This is a genomic window from Phyllobacterium sp. RCAM01083, from assembly GCF_055685835.1.
Genome location: NZ_JBVFZN010000005.1, coordinates 2,278,057 through 2,302,438, shown reverse-complemented (window position 1 = coordinate 2,302,438; position 24,382 = coordinate 2,278,057). Strand labels below are relative to the sequence as shown.

The window sequence follows — 24,382 nt, the reverse complement described above, 5'->3', positions numbered from 1 at the left end:
GCGATCATTCAGGCGTCCGCAGGGGTGTTTTGCAGATGGGATAGCAGCGATCGCAGGACAGCGGGCCGCACGGGCTTGTTGATCAGCGGGATAGCTGCGGCGGCGGCCCGGTCGCGCAGTTGGCTCGACCGGTCTGCGGTGATGAGGGCGGCTTGTATGGGACACCCGTACTGGCCGCGCAAATACCCGATGAGGTCAATTCCGTTCTCATCTTCGAGATTGTAATCGGCAAGGATCATATCCGGTGGTTCGCCAAGGTTCTGGCATAGCGCCTCCAAGCCCTTGCCATTGGTCAAGACCTCCACCGCACAGCCCCACGTCTGCAGCAGCTCCTTCATTCCGGCAAGAGAACGTTCGTCGTCATCGATGCAGAGAATCCTGAGGCCATCCAGCGCGCGATTGGGCTCCGAAGCCGCCGGATTCTTGATGACCGGCAGCACAGCATCGGAGCATACCGGCATTCTGACGGAGAACACCGAGCCTTTACCAATCCGGGAAGATACGCCGATGGACATCCCCAGCAGTGCGGCGATGCGCTCGACAATCGATAGGCCGAGCCCAAGTCCATCCGATTCCCTCATGCCGCGGGAAAGCCTGGAGAATTCGCGGAAAATGATGTTCAGTTCGGTGTTGGCGATGCCTATACCCGTATCGAAGACTTGAACCTCGATCATATCGCCGCGACGGCGAACGCCCATGAGTATCTTGCCCGATTTGCAATATTTGATGGCGTTCGAAACAAGGTTCTGGAGAAGCCGCCGCAGAAGATGAGGGTCGGTTGCAACGACAACCGAGCTTTCAACCAGTTTGAACTCCAGCGCCCTTTCCTGCGCCACCGGCAGAAAATCGCGAAAGACCTGCAAGAGGATGGTGTTCAATGGAATGGTCAATATCTCAGGCCTGAGGGCACCGGCATCAAGCCGTGAAATATCCAGCAACGCGTTGAAGATCGACTCGACCGCCTCAAGGGATGAATTGAGGTTGGTCGCAAGATCCTTCAGCTGCGGCTTGGCAAGCTGTTCCGTCAGTGCCGAGGCATAGAGACGGGCTGCGTTGAGGGGCTGCAGAATATCATGCCCCGCATCGGCCAGAAAACGTGTCTTGCTGATATTGGCGTCCTCGGCGCGGCGCCGTGCCTTGGCCAGTTCCTGATTGGCAAGGGTGAGCGCTTTCGTGCGTTCGCGCACCCGCGCATCAAGGCGCTCATTGCTTTGCCGCAATATTCTGTCTGTTTCGACAGTCTGGGTGATGTCGGTAAAGGTTGCCACCATGCCACCGTCCGGTATGGCATTGGCAAGAACGTCGATGATCCGGCCCGAATTGCCAAGGGCGATGCGCCAGCGCGCGGGCAGTGCCTCCAGCTCCGGCAAAGCGACATCGCCGCCGTTTGCAGCAGCGTTTCTCTGCACAAGGAGAAAGGAAACAATCGCGTCGAACGGTGTGCCCATGCGCTGCAGGCGATCGGGAAGATCGAGCATGAGCGGAAACGGCCGGTTCCAGCACATGAGCCGGAATTGCCGGTCGAAAACGCCGATCCCCTGATCCACCCGGTCTAGCGCCGTTTGCAGCAGGTCGCGGTTTTGCACCAGGGCTTCCGTCGCGTGATCAAGCAGTATCTGCGTCTGCTTCTGCGCCGCTCCGGAGGGACCCATGGCAAGGGACAGGATCAGCCTGGCGGATGGCGAGCCGACGATACTGGAAAGCAGCTGTTCGGAGAAATGCATCGTTTTGAAATCGGCCGCGCCTTCCAGGGCAATTCCCTCCTGGTCATGAAAGGCATTGAACGCAAGCCGGGTTTGTTCAGCGCCGATGTAACGGGATATGGTGTCCTTCAACTGATCGACAGTCACGTTGGCATGATGATTCCTGCTGGAAAGAGCGGCTTCTTCCGTTTCGGGGATGAAAATATTGGCTTGGATGCGCTCCAGCGGCGTTGCGCTTTTCGACAGGGAGCCAAGGATGAACAAAGCCAGGTTAGCGGTCAGGCTCCACAGCAGCCCGTTCACCACGGGACTTGCGTCCAATCCCCCGAGATGATGCGGGCGCAGGAGGCCGATGCCATAGGGTCCGCTGGTGACAAGGGAGCAGGATTCATCAAGCCAGGTGGGGAGAAGCATGGTGTAAAGCCACACGGCAGTGCCTGCAGCCATACCCCACCGTGCGCCGCGTGCTGTTGCCCTGCGCCAGCCAAAACCGCCGAGAAAGGGTGGCAGCATCTGCATCAGGCTCACCGCGGAAATGAGCGAGAGTTCCGCAAAGTCAACGTAATCCTTTATTGTGAACTGGTAGGCATAGGCGGCAAGCAGAATGGCAATGATGGAGTAACGCCGGATTTTTGGAATGACGGCCGTGTAATCGTCCTTGCCGGCCGATGTCGCCCGCCTTGGCCAGTTCAACAGGGTCGGCAAAATCAGGTCGTTGGAAATCATGATGGACAGCACAATGGTAGGCAGTACCAGCATGGTGGCTGCAGCCGAGAGACCGCCAGCGAAAGCCAGAATGCCCAGCCAGTTTTGATGCGCCCGCAGAGGGAGTGAAAGAAAATAAAAATCGGGAGAGACACCGGACGGCAGGATCCAGTTGCCAATTGCCGCAAGGGGCAAAACAAGAAGACCGGCAATCAACAGGCATGCCGGAACCAGCCATCGCGCGGCCGACAATTCCCGTCTGCTCCTGTTTTCCACGACCGTGAGATAGAATTGACTGGGCAGAAGCAGGGTTGTCGATGCGCCGATCAGCGCGAGCGCGACAACATTCGCCAACGAGATGTGTGCCTGCAGTGCGGGGATGGCAGTATTGCTGCCAGCGAGGTGGCTGAGCAATTCGCCCGGTGTGCCGAAAAGAAATGTCGTCGCGGCTATGCCCACCGCTATGAAGGCAATCATCTTCAAAGCGGAATCGCTGGCCAGCGTGCGCACCATGCTTTCATCGCGATCCATGGTTTGAGGCGATTTTTCGCTGTTGTGGATGACGAACAGGGCGATGACGCACAGAAGACCCCAGAGCAGCCAATGGGGTTCGTGGGCCCTGTCCGCACTATGCGGGGTAAACGTGCCGGCGAATACCTCGAAGAGATAATGCACTGCGGTGAGCTGCAGCGCGAGGTAGGGAACGCCGCCAACCGTGACGATGATCGTGACAAACGCGGTCACCGAGAAACTCTTGCCATAGCGGGCGCCAATCAGGTCGGCGATGGAGGCAATGCCCTGCGATTGCGCAAGTTTGATCACACGATGGAAGAACGGAAAGCCCAGGGTAAAAGCCAGAGCTATTCCGATGAACAGCCCGGCAAATTCAATGCCGCTTTCGGCGGCATATCCAAGGCCACCATAAAACAGCCAGCTGCTGCCGCCCGATGCAAGACTGAGCGCATAGATGAACGGCCGGTCGCCCTTCTGATCAAGGCGATTGCGCCGGCCGATGGTTTTGACCCGCACATACTGTGCAATGAGATATAAAATCGCGACAAGCGCTACAGTCCAGCCCGTCATGGGCTTCAACCTTCCATAAATTGCGATGAACGTGTTCATCAAAATGAATTAATTTTAAAATCTGCCCGTCGAAAACACTTGAATAACCAGGGTTGCTCGTTCGGAAAATAAAACTTTATATTAATAAATTAGGAACATCTGTTACTGTCAATCTGTGGTGCAACTTGCATCACTGGGGACTGACAGCTTCCAATTAACACGGAATACTGGAGAGTGGTATATCATGCTAAAGGAATTCAAAGAATTTGCCTTGAAGGGAAACATGGTCGATCTCGCCATTGGTGTGATCATCGGCGGTGCTTTCGGCAAACTTGTTGATTCGATCGTGAACGACATCTTGATGCCAATCATCGGGCTTCTCACCGGTGGTGTCGACTTCTCCAATATGTTTATCCAATTGGCAGGTGCGCCCGCTGCGACGTTGGCCGCCGCACGCACAGCCGGTGCAACACTTGCTTACGGCAACTTCATCACCCTGCTGATCAACTTCCTGATCATTGCCTGGGTTCTTTTCATGGTGGTGAAAGCCATGAACCGGCTCAAGAAAAAGGAAGCTGCGGCCCCTGAAGCCCCGGCTGCACCGACCAAGGAAGAAGCCCTGCTGACCGATATTCGCGATCTCCTGGCCAAGCGCTAGGACTTTCCGCATTGGTTCAGACACCCCGGCCTGGTGCCGGGGTTTTTGTTTGCCTGATTGTCAGGATGACGTCAGCAGATCATCAGCATCGGTGATGGGAACATCACAAATATCCGCGTGATTGTTGCGCTTCGTTGCGTTAGGTCTGCCTTTGAACGGGATGTGCGTTTGGCACTGGAGATATGTATGGGTCTGATTGAACATTTGCGCCATGAAGCTGCGGTCGCGCCGGAGAGCGGCATTGTTGCGGTGATGAACCATGGCAGGCGCCAGGACGGCGTCATTCCGCTCTGGGCGGGTGAGGGCGATCTGCCTACGCCGGATTTCATCAGGGATGCGGCAAATACGGGTCTGGCCAATGGCGAGACCTTCTACACCTGGCAGGCAGGCATTCCGGAATTGCGGCAAGCATTGGCCGATTATCACAAGCGCCATTTCAATGTGGATCTGCCCGTCGATCATTTTTATGTCACGGGTTCCGGGATGCATTCGATACAATTGGCCATCCAGGCCACGGCCGGGGCTGGAGACGAGGTCGTCTATGTGTCGCCGGCGTGGCCGAATTTTGCCGCTGCCGCTGGCATAGCGGGTGCAACGCCGGTTCCGGTAACGCAGGATTTCACCGGCAATGGCTGGACGCTTGATCCGCAAAAAATCCGCGATGCGATCACTCCCAGGACGAAGGCACTGTTCATCAACTCTCCATCCAACCCATCCGGGTGGACCGCTGATATCGAGACGTTGCGCGAGATATTGCAGATCGCCCGCCAGCACGGTCTGTGGATCGTTGCCGACGAGATCTACACGCATTTCTATTACGGTGCGCGCCGGTCCCCCTCATTTTTCGATGTCATGGATCCCGATGACCGGATTATTTTCGTCAACAGTTTTTCCAAGAACTGGGCAATGACCGGCTGGCGTGTCGGCTGGATGACCGTGCATCCCGCCCTCGGCAAAACCGTGGAGAACCTGATCCAGTATTCCAATTCGGGTGTTGCGCAGTTCATGCAGCGCGGTGCTGTCGCCGCCCTCGATCATGGGGACGAATTTATCCGGATGCAGGTGGAGCGTGCGCGCAAGGCGCGCGATATTCTTTGCGCCAAACTCGCAGCAACGGGCAGGGTGCGCATGTCGCCGCCGGCCGGTGCCTTCTACCTGCTGTTTGGCATCGAGGGCGTTTCCGACTCCTATCGCGCTGCCTTTGATATCGTCGATGAGGCAAAGGTTGGCCTTGCGCCCGGAACGGCTTTTGGCGATGGTGGCGCAGCCTTCCTGCGACTGTGTTTTGCCCGACGTATAGATCAGGTCGAGGAGGCTGCCGATCGCCTCGCAGACTGGATCAGGAAACGTTGAATCGCTTACATCTGAATAATACCCAGGCCACCATTCTTTCGCTCCTCATCGCTTCAGCCGGCGCCTTCAGCGCCGGTTTTGTAGGTTTGCCTATCCCGTTCCTGCTCGGGTCGACGCTTGTGGTCACGGCTGCATCCCTTTCCGGCGTCCGTATTCATCTGCCCGACTGGCTGCGTGCCTTTGTCTTCTTCATGCTGGGTATCCAGGCCGGGTCCGGCGTTTCCGCCGATACCGTCAATCAGATGGTGCTGTGGCCGGTCAGCTTTTTCATGCTCTTCGTGGCGCTCATCGCGGTGACCGGACTGACCTATGTCATGCTGCGCAAGGGCTTCGGCTGGGATGGGCCCACCGCGCTGTTTTCATCGTTGCCGGGAGCGCTTTCCTTCGTGCTGGTAGCCGCCATGGGAACGCAGGCCAACATGGTCAAGATCACCGTCGTTCAGTGTATCCGCCTGTTGCTTCTCATCGGCTTTCTTGCCCCGCTGCTTGCCGTCATTGCCAAAAATGCGCCGCATGTCGTGGTGGAGATGAACGATCACTGGACAATCCAGGAAGCGCTCATTCTGTTTGTCTGCGGCCTTGCCGGTGCGCTTCTCGGCCAGTACACGCGCGTTCCCGGCGGCATGATGCTCGGTGCCTTGCTGGCAAGTGCGGCATTGCACGCCGCATCGGTCGTGACAGCGGTGGTCCCGCGCTCGATCGCGGATATCGGGTTGATCATTCTGGGCGTGCTGATCGGGTCGAGGGTGGGTGCGGAGCATCGTACCCAGCTCGTTCGCTATCTGCCGGCCGCCCTTTGTGCCTTTGTTCTCGGAACGGCCGCCTCTTTTCTGGCAGCCCTGGCGGTTTGGTACGTCCTGGATATCCATTCGGCACAGATCGCCCTGGCCTTTGCACCGGGGGCGCTGGAAGCGCTGACAGTGATTGCCTTTTCTCTGGGCGTCGATCCGTCCTATGTGGCGTCCCACCACGTGGCGCGATTTCTGATGATCGCCTTTGCCGTGCCGTTTCTGGCGCGCTGGCTGAACGATACCGATGCCAATAAATAAGCCCGCCATTTCATTGAAATAGCGGGCTTATGTGATTTCAGGAAAGCGTGGCTTCAGCCGCCGGCCTTGGAAACAGCAAGCGTCACGACGCGTTCGCCCGTGTTGACCGACGGAGCGCTGTCCTTGGCGAAGGGAATGCCAAGCGCCGTCCAGACCTCGACCAGCGCGTCCTTCAGTTCGAGCACCAGTTCATCGGAGTGGAAGGGCGTCGGCGTGACGCGCAGCCGCTCGGTGCCGCGCGGGACGGTGGGGTAGTTGATCGGCTGGATATAGATGCCGTGCACCTGAAGCAGCCGGTCGCTCGCCATCTTGCACAGTTCCGGGTCGCCGACATGGATCGGGACAATATGGGTCTGCGACTGCATGACCGGCAGGTTGGCGGCAGCCAGGACATCCTTGGTCAGCTGCGATTGCTGCTGATGCAATCTGCGCTCTTCCTGCGAAACTTTCAGGTGGCGGATCGATTGGGTAGCCGCTGCCGCGATCACGGGGGGAAGGGCGGTGGTGAAGATGAAGCCGGGCGCGTAGGAGCGAACGGCATCGATCACGGTCTTGGGGCCGGTTATATAGCCGCCCAGTGTGCCGAAAGCCTTGGCCAGGGTTCCTTCGATGATATCGATGCGGTCCGAGAGGCCTTCCTGATCGGTGATGCCGCCACCGCGATTGCCATACATGCCAACCGCATGAACCTCGTCGATATAGGTCATGGCATTGTACTTCTCGGCCAGATCGGCAATGGCCGCGATGGGGGCGATATCGCCGTCCATGGAGTACACCGATTCAAACACGATCAGCTTGGCGCGTTCCTTGCCGGCCGCCTTCAGCAGATCTTCGAGATGTGCCACATCGTTGTGGCGGAAAATCTTCTTTTCGGCGCCGGAGCGGCGCACGCCTTCGATCATCGAGGCATGGTTCAACTCGTCGGAGAGGATCAGGCAATTGGGCAGAAGCCGCGCAATCGTCGATATCGATGCCTCGTTCGACACGAAGCCCGAGGTAAAGACCAGACCGGCTTCCTTGTTGTGAAGATCGGCCAGTTCGTTTTCCAGCTCGACGAGCGGATGATTGTTGCCGGAGATATTACGCGTGCCGCCGGCACCGGAGCCCATGCGGCTCGACGCATCGTGCATGGCCGCGATAACCGAGGGATGTTGACCCATTCCCAGATAATCGTTCGAGCACCATACGGTGATTTCACGTGTGGAATCGGCAGTACGCCAAAGCGCGCGCGGAAATCTCCCCACGATCCGTTCCAGATTGGCAAAGACCCGATAGCGCTTTTCAGCGTGCAATTGGTCGATCGCGTCTTCGAAAAACCGACGATAGTCCATGAACTGCTCCTGTATCCTGGACTTAGTAGCTTTTTTGCGGGCTAAAATCCATGACGGGAAGGTGGGCAATTTGCCACGCTTGGCAAATGGCGAGTCTGCCAGCGGGCTCTAACACTATAACGTCGAAAGAGCGCCGGCGATATGGGGAACGCCGGAAACCCGTTCTGCCCGCTCCCGAGGCAGGATGGTCTGCGATTCTTTCGCCACGTTATTTTTATGATGCATCTTCAACGCTTTGCAGACCCGCCAAAATGCGGCAAGATACCGCGATAGAGCTGTTGGCGTGGTTCAGGGGGGATGGCAGATGACAGTACTCATAACCGGGGGTGCGGGCTATATCGGCAGTCACATGGTCTGGGAATTGCTCGATTCCGGTGAATCCGTCGTGGTCATCGATCGCCTCTCCACCGGGTTTGAATGGGCGGTCCCTGCGGAGGCCAAGCTCATCATTGGCGACATTGCTGACCAGCATCTCGTGCGCGATACGATCGAGCGCAATTATGTCGACGCGGTCATCCATTTCGCCGGTTCCGTGGTGGTGCCCGATTCCGTTCGGGATCCGCTGGCCTACTACGAAAACAACACCTCGAAATCCCGCACCTTGATTGAAGCGGTCGTCAAGTCCAACGTGAAGAACTTCATCTTTTCGTCAACGGCCGCTGTGTACGGCGATGGGGGGCTGGAGCCCGTTACCGAAGAGACACCGCTGCTGCCGCAATCGCCCTATGGCGTTTCCAAGCTGATGACGGAATGGATGCTGCGCGACACGGCGGCGGCGCATGATTTCCGGTACACGGCGCTGCGCTATTTCAATGTGGCCGGGGCCGATCCGAAGGGCCGTTCCGGCCAGTCGACACGCGGCGCGACTCATCTGATCAAGGTTGCCTGTGAAACGGCGTTGGGAAAACGGCCTTACATGGAAATTTACGGTCACGACTTTCCGACGCCGGATGGCACCTGCGTGCGTGACTATATTCACGTCAGCGACCTCGTCGCCGCCCATCGGCTGGCATTGGACCGGCTCCGCACCGGGGCCAGCAGCATCGTCGCCAATTGCGGCTATGGCCGGGGATATTCGGTGCGCGACGTGATTGAAAGCGTCGAGCGCGTTCACGGGAGACCGATTGACGCGCGCCTGACGGACCGGCGGGCGGGCGATGCCGCATCCGTTGTGGCCAATAGCGCACGGGCGCGAAAGGACCTGGGCTGGGAACCCGGTTTTGACAATCTTGACGTGATCGTCGAAACGGCGCTGGCGTGGGAAAAGGGTCTTGCCAGCCGCAATTCAGGGCGCTGACTGTCCTGTTTGCGCAGCGCTGCTGCGCGGGATGCCGTACTTTCGGTCGTTGAATCGGCCATGCGGCGGAGCGACACATTGTTTTAACATGCGTCATCCTAGAAAAGGGGAACCTTCTTCGCTGGGAAGGTGTTTAGTTCAGGACCTTGAAGACCACGAAGTAGAGTTGGAGTAATGCGATGGGCGGCGCCAACCGGACCAACGAAAAACAGCTATCCAGGATTATGCGACGACAAATTTCCCAGTCGTCCTACCGGACCGCTATACGCGCCGCCGGTATCTACAAGGTTGATGATACCGTACCGGAGAGCCTGCTCGACCAGCTCCGCCGCCTGGACGAAGCCGAATACAAGCAGGCAAAATAGACAGCCCTCATCGGGTATATGGGCGTCCCTCGATTAAAATCAGCATCACTGCTAAAATGGATCAAAGAGGTGGACGCGAATTCACCTCCCGGGAGCCCGCTGCGTCAGGCAGCCAGAGCCAGATGGCTGGTCTGTTCCTGAGCCGTCGCGATTGCCTTGGCTTCGGCTTCCGGTCCCATGCCGACGCCTTCGATGCGAATGACTTCGACGTCGGTCATGCCGAGGAAGCCCAGCACGGATTTGAGGTAAGGTGTCGCGTGATCCAATGCGGATGCCGGGCCAGCGGAGTAAATTCCGCCGGATGCGATCACCAGATAGACCTTCTTGCCCGTGACAAGACCTTTGGGACCATCTTCACCGTAGCTGAAGGTTTTGCCGGCGCGGGCGATATGGTCGATCCATGATTTCAGCGTTGAAGAAATGCTGAAATTGATGAATCCCGTCGAGATGACGATGCTGTCGGCGGCAAAGAGTTCGTCGACGGCCTGATCCGAAACCGAGACAACCCGCTGCTGTTCGGCGGTGCGTGCCTCCACGGGAGTGTAAATGCCGGCCGTGTAGTCGGCATTGATGTGCGGCAGCGGGCGGCTGGCAAGGTCGCGTGTGACGATCGTGCTGCCCGGTGTTGCCCGCTGCAGCTTACGCGCAAACTCCGTGGCGACCTGTGTCGAGTGGGAAGCCGCGCCGCGTGGGCTCGAGGTAATGAGAAGTATGGACGACATGGTTTTGGTACCTTCCAAAAAGGACAATGAATTGATGTCCGTAATTTGGTGCTCGACATCCATTTAGAAAACTGGGAAAATATCTATCAAACCCATCTATGGATTAGATAGATCATGCAGCCAAATCCGACTCTCGATCAGCTCCAGGTCTTCCTTGCCGTTGCCGATACCGGCAGTTTTTCCGCGGCTGCGCGCCATCTCAACCGGTCCCAGTCGGTTATCAGCTATACGATCGCCAATCTGGAATCGCAGCTGGAGCTGCAGCTGTTTTCCCGCGGCGGAACCCGCGAACCGCGTCTGACGGAGGCGGGTGTCGCCATGCTGGAGGACGCCCGGCGAATGGCATCGGCGCTGCAGGGACTGCGGGCGCGTGCCGAGGGTCTCAAGGCGGGGCTGGAGGCGGAAATAGCGATTGTCGTCGATGTGTCCGTGCCGTCGCCGGTGCTCATATCCGTGCTGAAGGCTTTTCAGGAACAATTCCCGACTGTGAGCCTGCGGCTGCATGTCGGGGCGCTCGGCATGGTATGGGATCTCGTGCAAAAACGGCAGGCGGATATCGGTATTGGCGGGCCGCCGGTTCAGACCAGCGATGACCTGACCACGATCCGGGTTGGTGAGATGACCATGACACCCGCTGCCGCGCCGGATCACCCCCTGGCCCTGTACAAGGGGCCGGTGCCGCTCTCCTTCATCCGCGATCACGTCCAGCTTGTGGTGACTGACCTCTCAGAACAGACCAAGGGCCGGAACTTTGGCGTTTTCGCCTACCGGACGTGGCGGCTGACCGACGTAGGGATCAAACATGAGCTGATGGTCGCCGGATTGGGCTGGGGCGGCCTGCCCAAATGGATGATAAAGGACGACGTTGCCGAAGGCCGGTTGGTGAAACTCGACCTTGAACCCTATCCGGAGAGCCACTACTCGCTCTTTGCCCTCCACATGGCAGACCATCCCCTCGGACCCGCTGCAAAATGGTGGGTCGAGCGATTCGCGCGGGAAATGGCCGCATGCGCTTACTGAGTGGTCTATAGGCCGAATCTTGCCCGCGGCAACCCAGGCGTCATGTTGAAAACGTAACATACAGATTCGGAGACAAGCATGTTCGCCGGAGCTAGAATTGGCGCAACAGCTGTTTCTCCTATATTCGATGGATACCGTCATATGTCATGTCTGAAATTTCAACCCGGTCCACTTTCATTTGAGTTCGCATAAAATGCCCATACCCATCCTGATGTACCATCAGATTGACAAACCGGCAGGGCGCGGCAGTCCGTTCCGCTATCTGACCGTCGATCCGGCCAACTTCCATCGCCAGATGAAATGGCTCAAGCGCATGGGATATGCCGGAATGTCGATGCGGGATTTGCAACCCTACCTGGCGGGCCAAAAGACCGGCAAAGTGGTGGGTATCACCTTTGACGACGGATTCCGCAACGTCATGACGCATGCGCTGCCGGTGCTGGATGCACTGGGCTTTACCGCCACGAATTATTTTGTCAGCCGGCAGATCGGCGGCTCCAACATATGGGATGCTGACGTCGGCGTTCCCCATTCCCCCTGCATGTCCCGCGCGGAAATGCTGGAATGGGCGGCATCGGGGCATGAAGTCGGTGCGCACACGCTCGATCATGTGCACTTGACCGAGGTCAGCCCGGACGAGGCGCGGCGTCAGATTGCCGATGTGCGCCACGAACTCGAAGACATGCTGGGCAGCACGGTGGATGCCTTTTGTTATCCCTATGGCGATTTTTCCGGGGAGGTCAGGCAAATGGTTGTGGAGGCGGGATATACCACGGCGACCACCACCCAGCGCGGCCGGGCGACACCGCAGCATGACATGCTGCTCCTGCCCCGCAAGATCGTTCGCCGGACCGATGGCTGGCTGAACGTCCTGCGCAAATCCGTCACCGGTTGATGATGGGAAATCCTGTGTCCGCAGAAACGGTGAGGGAACGCAGCATCTGCGTCGGGACCATCACCCGCAATCGGCCGATGATGCTGAAAAACCTCTTCGAATCCTATGCGCGGATGCAGGTTCCGGCGGGTACCAGCATCCGTTTTGTCGTGGTCGAGAACAATGACCAGCCAACCCTTTCCGACGTGGTGGAAACGTTCCGGGCCCTGCTGCCGCAGTCCACCGTTCAGTACGAAGTCGAGCCGCGTCTCGGCATTGCCTTTGCCCGCAATCGGGTTCTGGACTGTGCGCTCGATGCCGGCGATGACCTTTTGACCTTTGCCGACGATGACGAAACCGTCGAACCGGACTGGCTCGTTCAGCTGCTTGCCGAGCGCGATGCCTTTGATTTTGATATTGTCGGGTCTCCGGTTCGGCTCGCGCCGCATGGTCCGGGTGTGACGGTGTGGCAGAAAATGATCTGGTCCGGCATGGACCGCGCCAACCGGAACAGCGAAGCAAAGTACCTGCGCAGGCGCAATGCCGGACAGGGCGACCGGATACGGATCGCCACCGGCAGCTGGATGGGAGATCTGGCATTCTTCCGCAGAACCGGCGTGCGTTTCGACAATGCGCTTGCCCTGGCTGGCGGCGAGGATTGGCGCTTGTGGGCGGACGCGCGCAGGCTCGGTGCCAAGACAGGCTGGACCCCGGCGGCCGTCGCCTATGAAACCGTACCGCAGGACCGGCTGACCTTCGCCTATCAATACCGGCGCAGCCGGGACATCAGCATCATTGAAATGGGCACAAAGCTGAACAAGCACAGGGCCGCAACGCTCCTGCGTTTGCCCGGCTCGCTCATTGGCCGCCTGCTGTCGCTTTGCCTCTACCTGATCGCCGTGCCGTTCACGCGGGGAAGAACACTGGTCAAGGCGGCGTCGCGCCTGGGCAGTATCGTCGGCGTCCTGCGGGCATGCATGGGCAGCGAATCAGCCCACTACAAGCGCGTCAGCGGAACATGACCCCTGGTCAGCGATCAGGCTGTATCGTCAAAATGATCTGTGGATAACGTTCGCACACGGGATGATCGTCCGATCATCGAAAAGACTGGTGCTGCGAGAGAGGATTGAACTCTCGACCTCTCCATTACCAATGGAGTGCTCTACCACTGAGCTACCGCAGCTGATTTGCGAACGCGGCGGACTTCTGCCATATCATTGCTCAAATCGCAAGCAAGCAATTGTAATCTCTTGGGCAAAATATCAGTATTTGCCAAAAGCCCTGTATTTACGTGGATAAAAGCCGCGTTGGGGCGCACGGATTTTGAAAGATAACTTATGACATCGCCGTCTTCGAAAAACCCGAATTCCGAGCAAACAAGCCGTGAGAAGCGGCGTTCAGAACAATTGCGGGCGAATCTGGCGCGGCGAAAACAGCAAATACGTTCCCGGCGCTCCGGGGCTGCAGATGACCGGGACGAGGGAATCACCGCTGCAGAACAGACATCCTCCGATACCCCGTCTTCGGAATCTTGACCGGTCGCGCTGCGATCGAAGCATTTCTTGAACCATTCTCTGCGATGGTTTAGATCAACCGGCTCTGCAAAGGGTCTCAACGACAGGACGGGTCTATCCCCGCGAAAGTGACACATTATGGATCGTATCAAGATTGTTGGCGGTAATAAGCTCAATGGCATCATCCCGATTTCCGGTGCCAAGAATGCGGCCCTGCCGTTGATGATCGCGTCGCTGCTGACGGATGATACGCTAACGCTCGAAAACGTGCCGCATCTGGCCGATGTGGAGCAGCTGATCCGCATTCTCGGCAATCATGGCGTCGATTACTCGGTCAATGGCCGCCGCGAACGCCAGGACGGCGCCTATTCCCGCACGATCCACTTCACCGCCCGCAATATTGTCGATACGACCGCCCCCTACGAACTCGTGTCCAAGATGCGCGCCAGTTTCTGGGTGATTGGGCCGCTTCTGGCACGCATGGGCGTTGCCACCGTATCGCTGCCGGGCGGCTGCGCCATCGGCACGCGTCCGGTCGATCTGTTCATCGATGGTCTGCGGGCGCTCGGCGCCGACATCGACATTGAAAACGGTTACGTCAAGGCCAGCGCCAAGGGCGGCCTCGTCGGCACGCGCTTCACCTTCCCGAAAGTATCGGTCGGCGCCACCCATGTGCTGATGATGGCCGCGACCCTGGCCAAGGGCGAAACCGTCATCGAGAACGCCGCACAGGAACCCGAAGTCGTCAACCTCGCCGATTGCCTCAATGCCATGGGCGCCCGCGTCAGCGGTGCAGGCACGCCGACCATCACCATCGAGGGCGTGACCAGCCTCTCCGGTGCGCGGGTTCGCGTCATTCCCGACCGCATTGAAACCGGCACCTACGCCATGGCCGTTGCCATGACGGGTGGTGACGTGATCCTCGAAGGCGCCGATGCCAGCCTCCTCAGTGCGGCACTGGAGACGCTCGGACAGGCCGGTGCGGAAATTTCCGAAACAAATTCCGGTCTGCGTGTTGTGCGCAACGGCCATGGCATCATGCCGGTCGATGTGACCACCCAGCCATTCCCGGGTTTCCCGACCGATCTGCAGGCACAGTTCATGGGCCTGATGACCAAGGCCAAGGGCACGTCCCACATCACCGAAACCATTTTCGAGAACCGCTTCATGCATGTGCAGGAATTGGCTCGCCTTGGCGCGAAAATTTCCCTGTCGGGGCAAACGGCCAAGATCGAAGGCGTGGAACGTTTGAAGGGCGCGCCGGTCATGGCGACGGATTTGCGCGCATCGGTTTCGCTGGTTATCGCCGGTCTGGCCGCCGAAGGCGAAACGACGGTCAACCGCGTTTATCACCTTGATCGCGGCTTCGAGCGTCTGGAAGAAAAACTGTCCCGTTGCGGTGCGGTTGTCGAGCGTATCAGCGACTGATTCCCGGCTGTTTTTTCTGCTGGCGCACTTTCTCCGCGCAGCAGAATTCCATTTGCCTGAACTTTCCTCTAACAGGGAAGGGAGCATGGCGTGTTTTGCGCGCCATGGTCCTGAAAAGTTATGCAAAGGGTAGACATGGACACTCTCAAACTCATCGCGCTTGATGAGGAAGATCTGCAAATCCTTTCTGCGCATCTGCAGGATTCGGTGCTGAAAATAGCCGATATCGATTATCTGCCGGCCGAAAGCCGTCTGGTGCTGGCCGTCAACCGGTTTGTCTGGGAATTGGCCGCCGATGGCAAGCGCCACCGCAGTTTTGAACGCCGGCGCACGGCACTGCATTTCGCCCGGGTGAAAAGCCTCAAGGCAACCGGCATCGACCGCCGTTTCAAGGACGACGTGCTTTCCCTGCTGGCGATCCGCTTCATCGTTGGCGATGCGCCTTCAGGCGTGATCGAGCTGACATTTGCTGCCAACAGGGCGTTGCGGCTCGAGGTGGAAGCCATCGAGGCCCAGCTGACCGATCTCGGCCCCGCATGGGAAACCGATTTCAAGCCGGAACACGAAGCCTGACGGGCAAGAGGAGCAGTTATTGTGGTTTTGGTGTTGAGGCAGTCCGACCCTGATTTTGAATCCCGGTTTTCCGCGTTTCTTCTGACCAAGCGCGAAGTATCGGAGGATGTGGATCGCGTGGTTGCCGATATTATTCATCGGGTTCGCACCGAAGGCGATGCGGCGCTTATCGACTATTCGCAGCGTTTTGACCGCATCGACCTTGTGCAGCACGGCATTGCCATCACACCAGCCGAAATCGATGCGGCGATGGCGGCAGCGCCGCTGGAAACCGTCGAGGCGCTCAAGCTCGCCCGTAACCGCATTCATTCCCACCACCAGCGGCAGATGCCGCAGGACGACCGCTACACCGATGCACTGGGTGTGGAACTCGGGTCGCGCTGGACGGCGGTGGAATCGGTCGGGCTTTACGTGCCGGGCGGCACGGCGAGTTATCCGAGCTCGGTCCTCATGAACGCTGTCCCGGCCCAGGTGGCCGGCGTCGAGCGCATCGTCATGGTTGTGCCGTCTCCGGACGGAAAGCTCAATCCGCTGGTTCTCGTGGCCGCACGCCTTGCCGGTGTTTCCGAGATTTACCGGGTGGGCGGTGCACAGGCAATCGCCGCGCTGGCCTATGGCACGCAAACCATAGCACCGGTGTCGAAGATCGTTGGTCCAGGCAATGCCTATGTGGCCGCTGCCAAGCGCCGCGTGTTCGGCACGGTCGGCATCGATATGATCGCAGGTCCGTCGGAGGTCCTCATTCTGGCCGACAGCGACAACGACCCGGACTGGGTCGCTGCCGATCTTCTGGCCCAGGCCGAGCACGATACGGCGTCGCAGTCGATCCTGATCACTGACGACGAGGCATTCGGCAATGCTGTTATCGCCGCCGTCGAGCGCCAACTGGCAAGACTGCCCCGGACGGAAACCGCAAGCGCCAGCTGGCGCGATTATGGCGCGGTCATCCAGGTTCAGGATTTGCAGTCTGCACTGCCGCTGGTCAACCGCATCGCGGCCGAGCATCTGGAAATCGCGACCGCTGATCCGGAAGCCCTGCTGGCGGGCGTGCGCAACGCCGGGGCCATTTTCCTTGGCCGTTATACGCCCGAGGTGATCGGCGACTATGTCGGCGGCTCCAACCATGTCCTGCCGACAGCGCGGTCAGCCCGGTTCTCTTCCGGCCTTTCGGTGCTTGACTATGTCAAGCGAACGTCCATCCTGAAGCTGGGTGTGGAACAGTTGCGCGCTCTGGGGCCGGCGGCGATAGAACTCGCGCGCGCCGAAGGTCTTGATGCGCACGGCAATTCCGTCGCGATCCGGTTGAACCTATAGGGTGACAATGACAGCAACGGGCAATACCGATGCGCGATTGATCGATGTGGAGCTGGACGAGACCATCGGCCGCTCCACGCCCGATGTCGAGCATGAGCGCGCCGTTGCCATCTTTGATCTCATCGAGGAAAACAGTTTCCGTCCTGTCAATGACGATGGGATGGGCCCCTATCGCCTGAGACTGTCACTGATCGAGTCGCGTCTCGTCTTTGCCATTTCGCGTGAGGCCGGCGATGATGTGGTCACCCATATTCTGTCGCTGACGCCATTGCGCAAGGTGGTGAAGGATTACTTCATGATCTGCGAGAGCTATTACGAGGCCATCCGCTCATCCAGTCCAAGCAAGATCGAGGCCATCGATATGGGGAGACGGGGGCTGCACAATGAAGGATCGCAAGCGCTGATGGATCGCCTGAACGGCAAGATCGAGGTGGATTTCGATACCGCCCGCCGCCTCTTTACCCTGGTGTGTGTGCTGCATTGGCGGGGATGAGCGGACCAGTGGGCGCCGAACCCGACAAGCTCCCGGACGGGCAGGAGCCTGCCAAACGGAGCATGCCCGGTGCGGTGCTGTTCATCTGCGGCATGAACTCCATCCGTTCGCCCATTGCCGAAACGCTGGCCCGCAGCCTGCTACCGCCCCGGGTTTATGTTGCCTCGGCCGGTGTTGAAAAAGGCGAACCGGACCCATTCGTCGATGCCGTGCTGGAAGAACTCGGGTTGAAGCGCATTTCCCTTCACCCGCGCACGTTCGAAGAGCTTGAGGACGACTATTTCGACCTGATCATCACGCTGTCGCCCAAGGCCCATCACATGGCGCTGGAGCTGACGCGAACGACATCGGTCCATGTGGAATATTGGCCGACACCCGATCCGACGCTGGTGCGCGGACGCCGTGACCAGATCATGGAGGCCTACCGCGACGTGCGCGACAACCTCAAACACCATATTCAAGCGCGTTTCGGCTAGGCAATTCGAACCTTTGTCAGCCCGTGCACAATTGCATTGAACTCCCTTGTTCACAAATGCCGCGCAATACTATAGGTTCCGCCCAAAATTGCGGTCGAGTGTGACCGCAAATTCCTTTCTGGAGATAGAACTACGCATGGCGAAAGAAGAAGTACTAGAGTTTCCCGGTCTCGTGACGGAGCTGCTGCCCAACGCGATGTTCCGGGTCAAACTTGAAAACGATCATGAAATCATTGCTCACACGGCCGGCCGTATGCGCAAGAACCGCATCCGCGTTCTGGCGGGTGACAAGGTCCTTGTCGAGATGACCCCATACGATCTGACCAAGGGTCGCATTACCTACCGCTTCAAATAACAGTCCTCCCGGCTTCGGCCTGACTTGTCCGCAGGACACGAATTTCCAGGAATGCGTTCATGAGCGATCAACACAAACTGGTTCTGGCATCCGGCTCGCCGCGCCGTCTGGCGCTGCTGGGCCAGATCGGCCTGGAGCCCGATCGCCTGTTGCCCGCCGACGTGGACGAAACGCCTTTGCGTGCCGAGCACCCGCGCTCGCTCGCACGCCGTCTGTCGCGCCTCAAGGCCGAAAAGGTGGCAGACGAGTTGAAGGGTGACGCGGACCTTGGCAAGTCCTACATCATCGCTGCCGATACCGTAGTGGCGGTTGGACGCCGCATTCTGCCCAAGGCTGAAATTCTCGACGACGCAACCAGCTGCCTGCGCCTTTTGTCCGGCCGTTCGCATCGCGTTTTCACCGGTCTTTGCCTTGTCACGCCGAAGGGCAAGATCCGTCAGGATCTGATCGAAACCCGGGTGCGCTTCAAGCGTCTTTCGCGCGAGGAGCTGGAGAGCTATCTTGCATCGGGTGAATGGCGCGGAAAAGCCGGTGGCTACGCCATTCAGGGACTTGCGGGCGGTTTTGTGGTCAAACTTGTCGGCTCCTACAGCAATGTGGTCGGCCTGCCGCTTTACGAGACAGCCGGTCTCCTGCATGGCGAGGGTTATCCCGTCTATGCAAACTGGCAATCATCGGCACACTAGGTCTTGGACTGATGGACGAAAACAACAGCGCGGCGAAGGTAACGCCATTGCGGCCGACACGGCCATGCCCAGAATGCAAGCGGCCGTCACAGCGGGAGCACTATCCCTTCTGCTCGAGCCGCTGCCGCAATGTCGATCTCAATCGCTGGCTGACGGGTGCCTATGTTCTTCCGGCGGTTGAAAGCGCCGACGACAGCGAAGACGACACCGAACGCTGAACGCACCGCCGTGAAACGTTTCAGAGCTTGATCACACGCGGTGTGGCGGGCTGTGCCAGCACGATATTGATCGCACGCAGGACATGGATGCTGTCGCTCAGGGGCATGGTCCTTGCGCTTGTTTCACCCTTGCGCATGGCGTCCATCACCGCCATGGCTTCAAACTGCCGGCCGTTGCCTTCAAACGGATAGTCTTCGCTCCTGCGCCCGGGGACCGGCAGGCGATCAAGCAGCCTGCCAAGCAGGCCTCCCGGCCGTTTCAGCGGGCCGAAGGGTGTCGCAACCAGGAAGGGCCGGTACATCGTCAGCCGCTGCGCCTTGTCAAACGGGGCATCCAGCCGCAGCGTGCCCTGCGTTCCCTCGATGACGCAATGATTCGCGCCGTTGCGATCAAAACCGCAGGACAGGATCGCGTCGGCCCCATCATAGTGCAGCGCTATTTCCGAGCTCATATCCACGCCATTCGGCGCGGCGTGCCACAGGCCGGATACTTTTTGCGGTTGGCCGAGAAAATGCATCGCCAGGGAGACGCCGTGGATGCCGAGGTCAAGCGTGGCACCGCCGCCGAGGGACCGGTTGAACAGGCGGTTTTCCGGGGTGTAGTCCTCGGCATGGGCGAGTTCCGCGGTGATTCGGCGAATCGCTCCGATCTCGCCCGCATCGATTCTCGCTTTGGCCGCCACGACAGCCGGCAGGAAGCGGGTCTCCATGGCTTCCATGGCAAAGACCTTGATCCGGGCTGCTTCGCGCTGGATGACCGAGGCTTCCGTGTGGGATGGCGCAATGGGCTTTTCCGTGAGGATGGCCTTGCCGGAGCGCACGGCCTTCAGGGCCTGTGCCAGATGGATGGAATTGGGTGTTGCGATATAGACGGCGTCGACGGCCGGGTCCGCCAGCAGGGAATCAAGGTCGCCATAGGCACACTTGCTGCCAAATGCATCGCGAAACTGTTCGGCATCGGCGAGCGAGCGGGAATAATTGGCGGCGATGAAGGCCTGCGGAACAAACGCAAGATCGGCGGCAAATCGCTGAGCGATCTCGCCGCTGCCGATGATTCCCCAGCCAAAAGCACTGCTCCTGGCAGCTTTGTCCCCCGTTTCATCCATGAAATGCGAATCCTGTCTCTTTGGATAATAAACAACGCATCAATGCATGCTGTTTGCAAGAGGCAGAAAAACGGCAAAAAATTCGTCAGTTGATGCTGGACAGGGGGATTTTTAGTGTTATAACCCACCCGCTTCTGACGGAAAATCAACGCTGTCAGAAAGGCTTGCCGGATAACGGAAATGCCTGAAGTGCCCAGATAGCTCAGTTGGTAGAGCAGCGGATTGAAAATCCGCGTGTCCGTGGTTCGAATCCGCGTCTGGGCACCACTTCTTTCTCAATAAGATCAATAGTTTGCTTGATAGCCATGTCGGATATCAGCCGATTTTATATTGCGTCGTGGTGCAGCAGGCATCAGGGCCATAGAATGGCAATCACTTATACGATCGGCCTTCGCTTATGCCGTAATGCAAGTAATGTTCACGCGGATTTACCGCGGCAGCAGCGACGTCCTGATTGAGTTCCAGGTACCTGTTATCTTCGAAGTCGCGCGGCAGCCTTTGGCTGTTCAAAACAGTTGGCCATTCCATCATTTCGTTTTCGTGCGGCGATCCGCGGATTGGCGATACCTGCAAGCCATGACGCCATTGTATGAAATTGAAGGAGAGCTGGTCGCGTTTCGAGAACTTCAGCACTTCCTCGTACCATGCATTCATTGCGGCAACGACCCGCCGCTCATTGTGCTTGCGCAGCAGTAGCGTTCCGACATTCAAACCATTGGTCTGCGGATAACCTAGCTCTCGATAGCGTGCCATTTGCTGCTCGACGATGGATTTTCTGTCATATCCGATATCAGCGACAACCCTGGCCTCGTCATAGGCACAATCTCTCTCAGGATGAACAAACGCCTGCATCATATCTCTCGAGGCCGCAAACTCGTCGAATATGGTCGAGACCGGCTTCTTTAGTTTCACCGTATTGTCGAGATAGAGACTGTATTTGTGGTTGGGGAAATACAGATGCGGTCGAATTTTATAGCCTTTGGATGTCCTGTGCGGATCGAGCGATGAGGCGGGCACGTGAATAACCCGCCAAAAATTTGAGGACAGTTTCGGATCATCTGTGAAGCAGACGAAATCTGTATTCTCTGGCCGGTCGTACTCAAAGTCTGCGAAACGTTCGGAATACCCAAAAAGGCAAGTATAGACAACGCGCCGCTTATTTTCACGTCGAACTGCACGGAGAAATACTATTCGAAGCTTCGAGAGTGACACCATAATCGTCACTAAATCAGCGGTTGTAAAAAGGCAATACGCTCACAGGCCCGCCGCCGCGATTGCGTCGTTTGCGGGAAGGGCGCGTGTCCCTGTGGATTGTCTCTGGTTTAAAATTGATTCACTGCGTATATCGATTTTCCTGTCGTTTCCGTTCAGAAGGTGACTTATATCATTCAAGCGCCTATTTTCTCTGATGAGAATGGCGCTGGCATTGGCCAGAGAAATGAATTTTGCTGGTGGGGCAATCCTGGATGATTGCAAATCGGGACAACCGTTTGAGATGATGTATCGGAGTATAAGGCAATTTGCCGCCGCACTGGCGTGCGCTGGTCTTGTGACCGCCACCGCCCACAGTGCATTTGCGGCAGATTCTGACCCGATTGCCAGCGACGGCAAGCCCGTCAATCCGGCGCGCTGGATCGTGACGGTTGGCGCCAGCGTCGAATATGGCAGCAAGTTTGAAGGTGCGCGCGCCAACGGCTTCGGTTTCATGCCGTCCTTCGATATCCGGCGTGGCGATGAGCCCGAGGGCATGAGTGCGCCCGACGACAATATCGACTATACGCTGCTGACCCTCGGCGGGCTGGAGATCGGCCCTGTCATCGGTTTCCGGTCCGGCCGTTCCCATTCGGATGATCGGGGCTTTGTCGGCCTGCGCCATGTGTCATGGACCGTGGATGGCGGCGTATTCGCGCAGTTCTGGCCGATCCAGGATCGCCTGCGGGTGCGCGCCGAGGTGAGGCAGGCTTTCAATAATTCCGAGGGTCTCGTCGCCGATCTCTCGGCTGACGTATTCCAGCGCTATAATAAATTTCTGTTCTCTGTCGGGCCCCGCCTGTCGCTTGCCGACAGCACCTATATGCGCAACACCTTCGGTGTGACGGAAGAGGAATCCCACAACAACCACCGCGTCGAGCCGTACACGCCGGGTGGCGGGGTCAAATCATACGGGGTTGTCGCAGCCACCACCTACTCATTCTCCGACACGTGGAGCGTTCAGGTGTTCGGCCGGTATGACCGGCTGGCGGGCGATGCGGAGGATAGTCCGATTGTGCCGAAACTCGGGTCCAAAGACCAGAAGGCAATCGGCGTGACCTGGAATTACTCGTTCGGCGTCGGTCACTGAAGCAGGCCGGTAACGGCCTGCCCGATTTAGTCCATATAAATGCAGCTGTTGAAAGGCTCAGTCGCAGGCCTGCCACGCGACGCGGCGGATGTCCGAGCGGGCGATGCCCAGATCGGCGAGATTGCGATCGGTGCACAATCTCAATTCATACAGGTTCTGACGATACTGGCGCCACTTTTGGATATGGTTGCGAAGGCTCATTTGGTATTCCCCTTATTTTTGACCAACCTCCCGGGGAAAATAGTGCGACGCGTCCGGCCACATGAAAATTGCTAATGTTGCATGGCAGCAATGAGCATGCTGCATAGCAATATGACCGGCAATCCGAACCCCCTTTTGAATTTTCAGCAGGCGGCGTTATAGACAATGCAGTTCATGTGGGAGGGGAGGATGCCTTTGTCTCAATCGGCCGGATCTGTGCGTGATAAACTGGAGCAAAGCCTTGCGGCCATCGCTGCTGGAGACGGGCATGCCTTCGTCAAGCTCTATGCCGCCACGGCACGGGCGGAGGCGGATGCCTCGGACCGGCGGATGCGCGAGGAGACCAGCCTTGGCGGCCTCGATGGCCGGATCGTTTCGATCAAGGATCTGTTCGATGTGGCTGGCGAACCAACCCTGGCTGGCTCGCGCATGCGCCAGAGTGCCCCGGCCCCGGTCAAGGATGCGGTGATCGTCGAGCGTTTGCGGCGCTCCGGTGCTGTCATTCTCGGCAAGACCATCATGACCGAGTTTGCCTTCACCGCCGTTGGCCTCAATCCGCACTATCCCATCGCCGGAAATGCCCGCGACAGCAGCCGCATTGCCGGCGGATCGTCGACCGGCGCGGGGATTTCTGTCGCCGATGGCACGAGCGAGATTTCCATAGGGTCGGACACGGGCGGGTCCATCCGCATTCCCGCGGCGCTGAATGGTGTTGCCGGTTTCAAGCCCACGGCAAAGCGTGTTCCCCTGCAGGGCGCTTTTCCCTTGGCGCCAAGTCTTGACTCCGTTGGTCCCCTGGCGCGCTCGGTCGCCGATTGCGCCGTGGCGGATGCGGTGATGGCGGGCGAGGCCCCGGATGTCCCTGAACCCCTGTCCCTGACCGGCCTGCGCATCGGCCTGCCGCAGGGGGAGGTTCTCTCCGCAATGGAGCCGGTTATCGCTCGGGCATTCGAGGAAAGCCTGCTTCTATGCGAAAAAGCCGGAGCGATCCTGGTGGAATGCTCGCTGGATGAACTGGTCGATGAAATGGCTGAGGCGACCTCGGTCGGCTCCATTGCCGGGATCGAAGGCAGCCGGGTTCATGCGGACTGGTTGAATGAGACCGGGCTTGATGTGGATCAGCGCGTCCAGAAAACCTTGCGGCGGCGCTTGAGTGTTTCGGAAGCCGACTACATCGGCGTGATGCAAAAGCGGCAGGCGCTGGTGCGAAAAATGGACCGGCATATTGCCGCCTATGATCTCCTGGCTCTGCCGACGGTGCCGATGACGGCTCCGCTGATCGCTGACGTAAGCGAGAACGAGGAATTCTACAAACGCACGGAAGGCCTCTTGTTACGCAACCCGCAGATTGCCAACCAGTTCGATTTGACCGCGATCAGCATTCCTATGCCGGGCCTGGCATTGCCCGGGGGGCTGATGCTGTTTGCCCGGCATGGTGCGGATCGCCGCCTGTTGTCGATGGCCATGTCGGTGGAACGATTGTTCGGTTAGGTTCCGTCCAGAGAAATTTGCGCAGGAGGCGGAAATAGCGCTCGCAA

General features: G+C 58.5%; 24 protein-coding genes and 2 tRNA genes. 19 read left to right on the top strand and 7 right to left on the bottom strand.

The window, feature by feature from the left end; genetic code table 11:
* Positions 1-8 precede the first annotated feature (8 nt).
* The gene (locus ACZ25R_RS18105) at positions 9-3,491 is read right to left on the bottom strand and encodes a hybrid sensor histidine kinase/response regulator (RefSeq protein ID WP_472461780.1); all 3,483 of its coding nucleotides are present in this window, start codon (positions 3,489-3,491) and stop codon (positions 9-11) included.
* 223 nt (positions 3,492-3,714) lie between these two features.
* Between ACZ25R_RS18105 and mscL the strand changes: the two genes are divergently transcribed.
* The 3 genes from mscL to ACZ25R_RS18090 all read left to right on the top strand — a co-directional run bounded on the left by mscL (position 3,715) and on the right by ACZ25R_RS18090 (position 6,530).
* On the top strand, positions 3,715-4,128 hold the full coding sequence (gene mscL, locus ACZ25R_RS18100; protein ID WP_464662733.1) for a large conductance mechanosensitive channel protein MscL: 414 nt from the start codon (positions 3,715-3,717) through the stop codon (positions 4,126-4,128).
* Between the two features lie 186 nt (positions 4,129-4,314).
* Complete coding sequence (locus tag ACZ25R_RS18095; protein WP_472461779.1) at positions 4,315-5,481, top strand: pyridoxal phosphate-dependent aminotransferase; 1,167 nt, start codon at positions 4,315-4,317, stop codon at positions 5,479-5,481.
* The gene (locus ACZ25R_RS18090; RefSeq protein WP_472461778.1) at positions 5,478-6,530 is read left to right on the top strand and encodes an AbrB family transcriptional regulator; all 1,053 of its coding nucleotides are present in this window, start codon (positions 5,478-5,480) and stop codon (positions 6,528-6,530) included. Before ACZ25R_RS18095 ends, ACZ25R_RS18090 begins: the two co-directional genes overlap by 4 nt.
* Before the next feature lie 53 nt (positions 6,531-6,583).
* Here ACZ25R_RS18090 and hemA read toward each other — a convergent pair whose 3' ends face one another.
* A complete protein-coding gene (gene hemA / locus ACZ25R_RS18085) occupies positions 6,584-7,861 on the bottom strand; it encodes a 5-aminolevulinate synthase (protein ID WP_472461777.1) in 1,278 nt (425 codons plus the stop codon).
* 304 nt (positions 7,862-8,165) lie between these two features.
* Between hemA and galE the strand changes: the two genes are divergently transcribed.
* Both galE and ACZ25R_RS18075 read left to right on the top strand, forming a co-directional pair.
* Positions 8,166-9,158 (top strand): UDP-glucose 4-epimerase GalE, encoded by a 993-nt coding sequence (gene galE, locus ACZ25R_RS18080; protein WP_223611841.1) that lies wholly within the window; start codon positions 8,166-8,168, stop codon positions 9,156-9,158.
* 179 nt (positions 9,159-9,337) lie between these two features.
* On the top strand, positions 9,338-9,523 hold the full coding sequence (locus tag ACZ25R_RS18075) for a hypothetical protein (RefSeq protein ID WP_464662738.1): 186 nt from the start codon (positions 9,338-9,340) through the stop codon (positions 9,521-9,523).
* 104 nt (positions 9,524-9,627) lie between these two features.
* Here ACZ25R_RS18075 and ACZ25R_RS18070 read toward each other — a convergent pair whose 3' ends face one another.
* Positions 9,628-10,245, bottom strand: coding sequence for an FMN-dependent NADH-azoreductase (locus ACZ25R_RS18070; protein ID WP_464662739.1), 618 nt, complete (start codon positions 10,243-10,245; stop codon positions 9,628-9,630).
* 114 nt (positions 10,246-10,359) lie between these two features.
* Between ACZ25R_RS18070 and ACZ25R_RS18065 the strand changes: the two genes are divergently transcribed.
* The 3 genes from ACZ25R_RS18065 to ACZ25R_RS18055 all read left to right on the top strand — a co-directional run bounded on the left by ACZ25R_RS18065 (position 10,360) and on the right by ACZ25R_RS18055 (position 13,161).
* Positions 10,360-11,265 carry a LysR family transcriptional regulator gene (locus ACZ25R_RS18065; protein WP_472461776.1) on the top strand — a complete coding sequence of 302 codons (906 nt, stop codon included), beginning with the start codon at positions 10,360-10,362 and terminating at the stop codon, positions 11,263-11,265.
* A 193-nt stretch (positions 11,266-11,458) separates the two neighbouring features.
* The gene (locus ACZ25R_RS18060; protein WP_472461775.1) at positions 11,459-12,160 is read left to right on the top strand and encodes a polysaccharide deacetylase family protein; all 702 of its coding nucleotides are present in this window, start codon (positions 11,459-11,461) and stop codon (positions 12,158-12,160) included.
* A gap of 14 nt (positions 12,161-12,174) precedes the next feature.
* The gene (locus tag ACZ25R_RS18055) at positions 12,175-13,161 is read left to right on the top strand and encodes a glycosyltransferase family 2 protein (RefSeq protein ID WP_472461774.1); all 987 of its coding nucleotides are present in this window, start codon (positions 12,175-12,177) and stop codon (positions 13,159-13,161) included.
* A gap of 86 nt (positions 13,162-13,247) precedes the next feature.
* On the opposite strand, the gene ACZ25R_RS18050 is transcribed toward ACZ25R_RS18055, so the two are convergent.
* A tRNA-Thr gene (locus ACZ25R_RS18050) sits at positions 13,248-13,322 on the bottom strand.
* 469 nt (positions 13,323-13,791) lie between these two features.
* Here ACZ25R_RS18050 and murA point away from each other — a divergent pair.
* The 8 genes from murA (at position 13,792) to yacG (ending at position 19,196) form a co-directional block, all read left to right on the top strand.
* Positions 13,792-15,081, top strand: coding sequence for a UDP-N-acetylglucosamine 1-carboxyvinyltransferase (murA, locus tag ACZ25R_RS18045; RefSeq protein ID WP_223611827.1), 1,290 nt, complete (start codon positions 13,792-13,794; stop codon positions 15,079-15,081).
* Positions 15,082-15,216: 135 nt separating this feature from the next.
* A complete protein-coding gene (locus tag ACZ25R_RS18040) occupies positions 15,217-15,654 on the top strand; it encodes a DUF2948 family protein (protein WP_223611825.1) in 438 nt (145 codons plus the stop codon).
* Positions 15,655-15,675: 21 nt separating this feature from the next.
* Positions 15,676-16,968, top strand: a complete 1,293-nt coding sequence (hisD, locus tag ACZ25R_RS18035; RefSeq protein WP_472461773.1) for a histidinol dehydrogenase — start codon at positions 15,676-15,678, stop codon at positions 16,966-16,968.
* Positions 16,969-16,975: 7 nt separating this feature from the next.
* Complete coding sequence (locus tag ACZ25R_RS18030) at positions 16,976-17,461, top strand: UPF0262 family protein (RefSeq protein WP_403169931.1); 486 nt, start codon at positions 16,976-16,978, stop codon at positions 17,459-17,461.
* Positions 17,458-17,937 (top strand): arsenate-mycothiol transferase ArsC, encoded by a 480-nt coding sequence (locus ACZ25R_RS18025; protein ID WP_223611819.1) that lies wholly within the window; start codon positions 17,458-17,460, stop codon positions 17,935-17,937. Before ACZ25R_RS18030 ends, ACZ25R_RS18025 begins: the two co-directional genes overlap by 4 nt.
* Before the next feature lie 136 nt (positions 17,938-18,073).
* Complete coding sequence (infA, locus tag ACZ25R_RS18020; protein ID WP_008122731.1) at positions 18,074-18,292, top strand: translation initiation factor IF-1; 219 nt, start codon at positions 18,074-18,076, stop codon at positions 18,290-18,292.
* Positions 18,293-18,351: 59 nt separating this feature from the next.
* Positions 18,352-18,978: a Maf-like protein gene (locus tag ACZ25R_RS18015; protein WP_403169935.1), complete on the top strand. Its 627-nt coding sequence runs from the start codon at positions 18,352-18,354 to the stop codon at positions 18,976-18,978.
* An 11-nt stretch (positions 18,979-18,989) separates the two neighbouring features.
* Positions 18,990-19,196 carry a DNA gyrase inhibitor YacG gene (yacG, locus tag ACZ25R_RS18010; protein WP_374042664.1) on the top strand — a complete coding sequence of 69 codons (207 nt, stop codon included), beginning with the start codon at positions 18,990-18,992 and terminating at the stop codon, positions 19,194-19,196.
* A 20-nt stretch (positions 19,197-19,216) separates the two neighbouring features.
* Here the strand turns inward: yacG and ACZ25R_RS18005 are convergent, their stop codons facing one another.
* The gene (locus ACZ25R_RS18005) at positions 19,217-20,302 is read right to left on the bottom strand and encodes a Gfo/Idh/MocA family protein (protein WP_472461772.1); all 1,086 of its coding nucleotides are present in this window, start codon (positions 20,300-20,302) and stop codon (positions 19,217-19,219) included.
* Between the two features lie 191 nt (positions 20,303-20,493).
* Between ACZ25R_RS18005 and ACZ25R_RS18000 the strand changes: the two genes are divergently transcribed.
* A tRNA-Phe gene (locus tag ACZ25R_RS18000) sits at positions 20,494-20,569 on the top strand.
* A 105-nt stretch (positions 20,570-20,674) separates the two neighbouring features.
* Here the strand turns inward: ACZ25R_RS18000 and ACZ25R_RS17995 are convergent.
* Complete coding sequence (locus tag ACZ25R_RS17995; RefSeq protein ID WP_472461771.1) at positions 20,675-21,517, bottom strand: glycosyltransferase domain-containing protein; 843 nt, start codon at positions 21,515-21,517, stop codon at positions 20,675-20,677.
* Positions 21,518-21,797: 280 nt separating this feature from the next.
* Here ACZ25R_RS17995 and ACZ25R_RS17990 point away from each other — a divergent pair, with 280 nt between their 5' ends.
* The gene (locus tag ACZ25R_RS17990; RefSeq protein ID WP_472461770.1) at positions 21,798-22,643 is read left to right on the top strand and encodes a MipA/OmpV family protein; all 846 of its coding nucleotides are present in this window, start codon (positions 21,798-21,800) and stop codon (positions 22,641-22,643) included.
* Positions 22,644-22,700: 57 nt separating this feature from the next.
* Here ACZ25R_RS17990 and ACZ25R_RS17985 read toward each other — a convergent pair whose 3' ends face one another.
* Positions 22,701-22,844 carry a DUF1127 domain-containing protein gene (locus tag ACZ25R_RS17985; RefSeq protein WP_223611812.1) on the bottom strand — a complete coding sequence of 48 codons (144 nt, stop codon included), beginning with the start codon at positions 22,842-22,844 and terminating at the stop codon, positions 22,701-22,703.
* Between the two features lie 189 nt (positions 22,845-23,033).
* Here ACZ25R_RS17985 and ACZ25R_RS17980 point away from each other — a divergent pair, with 189 nt between their 5' ends.
* Positions 23,034-24,335: an amidase gene (locus tag ACZ25R_RS17980; RefSeq protein ID WP_472461769.1), complete on the top strand. Its 1,302-nt coding sequence runs from the start codon at positions 23,034-23,036 to the stop codon at positions 24,333-24,335.
* Positions 24,336-24,382: the final 47 nt, after the last annotated feature.

What these genes read in the sequence shown, in the direction of transcription:
- ACZ25R_RS18105 (WP_472461780.1), bottom strand. Translation starts at nt 3,491, where the DNA reads ATGACGGGCTGGACTGTAGCGCTTGTCGCGATTTTATATCTCATTGCA.
- mscL (WP_464662733.1), top strand. Translation starts at nt 3,715, where the DNA reads ATGCTAAAGGAATTCAAAGAATTTGCCTTGAAGGGAAACATGGTCGAT.
- ACZ25R_RS18095 (WP_472461779.1), top strand. Translation starts at nt 4,315, where the DNA reads ATGGGTCTGATTGAACATTTGCGCCATGAAGCTGCGGTCGCGCCGGAG.
- hemA (WP_472461777.1), bottom strand. Translation starts at nt 7,861, where the DNA reads ATGGACTATCGTCGGTTTTTCGAAGACGCGATCGACCAATTGCACGCT.
- galE (WP_223611841.1), top strand. Translation starts at nt 8,166, where the DNA reads ATGACAGTACTCATAACCGGGGGTGCGGGCTATATCGGCAGTCACATG.
- ACZ25R_RS18075 (WP_464662738.1), top strand. Translation starts at nt 9,338, where the DNA reads ATGGGCGGCGCCAACCGGACCAACGAAAAACAGCTATCCAGGATTATG.
- ACZ25R_RS18070 (WP_464662739.1), bottom strand. Translation starts at nt 10,245, where the DNA reads ATGTCGTCCATACTTCTCATTACCTCGAGCCCACGCGGCGCGGCTTCC.
- ACZ25R_RS18065 (WP_472461776.1), top strand. Translation starts at nt 10,360, where the DNA reads ATGCAGCCAAATCCGACTCTCGATCAGCTCCAGGTCTTCCTTGCCGTT.
- ACZ25R_RS18060 (WP_472461775.1), top strand. Translation starts at nt 11,459, where the DNA reads ATGCCCATACCCATCCTGATGTACCATCAGATTGACAAACCGGCAGGG.
- murA (WP_223611827.1), top strand. Translation starts at nt 13,792, where the DNA reads ATGGATCGTATCAAGATTGTTGGCGGTAATAAGCTCAATGGCATCATC.
- ACZ25R_RS18040 (WP_223611825.1), top strand. Translation starts at nt 15,217, where the DNA reads ATGGACACTCTCAAACTCATCGCGCTTGATGAGGAAGATCTGCAAATC.
- ACZ25R_RS18030 (WP_403169931.1), top strand. Translation starts at nt 16,976, where the DNA reads ATGACAGCAACGGGCAATACCGATGCGCGATTGATCGATGTGGAGCTG.
- ACZ25R_RS18025 (WP_223611819.1), top strand. Translation starts at nt 17,458, where the DNA reads ATGAGCGGACCAGTGGGCGCCGAACCCGACAAGCTCCCGGACGGGCAG.
- infA (WP_008122731.1), top strand. Translation starts at nt 18,074, where the DNA reads ATGGCGAAAGAAGAAGTACTAGAGTTTCCCGGTCTCGTGACGGAGCTG.
- ACZ25R_RS18015 (WP_403169935.1), top strand. Translation starts at nt 18,352, where the DNA reads ATGAGCGATCAACACAAACTGGTTCTGGCATCCGGCTCGCCGCGCCGT.
- yacG (WP_374042664.1), top strand. Translation starts at nt 18,990, where the DNA reads ATGGACGAAAACAACAGCGCGGCGAAGGTAACGCCATTGCGGCCGACA.
- ACZ25R_RS18005 (WP_472461772.1), bottom strand. Translation starts at nt 20,302, where the DNA reads ATGGATGAAACGGGGGACAAAGCTGCCAGGAGCAGTGCTTTTGGCTGG.
- ACZ25R_RS17995 (WP_472461771.1), bottom strand. Translation starts at nt 21,517, where the DNA reads ATGGTGTCACTCTCGAAGCTTCGAATAGTATTTCTCCGTGCAGTTCGA.
- ACZ25R_RS17990 (WP_472461770.1), top strand. Translation starts at nt 21,798, where the DNA reads ATGATGTATCGGAGTATAAGGCAATTTGCCGCCGCACTGGCGTGCGCT.
- ACZ25R_RS17985 (WP_223611812.1), bottom strand. Translation starts at nt 22,844, where the DNA reads ATGAGCCTTCGCAACCATATCCAAAAGTGGCGCCAGTATCGTCAGAAC.
- ACZ25R_RS17980 (WP_472461769.1), top strand. Translation starts at nt 23,034, where the DNA reads ATGCCTTTGTCTCAATCGGCCGGATCTGTGCGTGATAAACTGGAGCAA.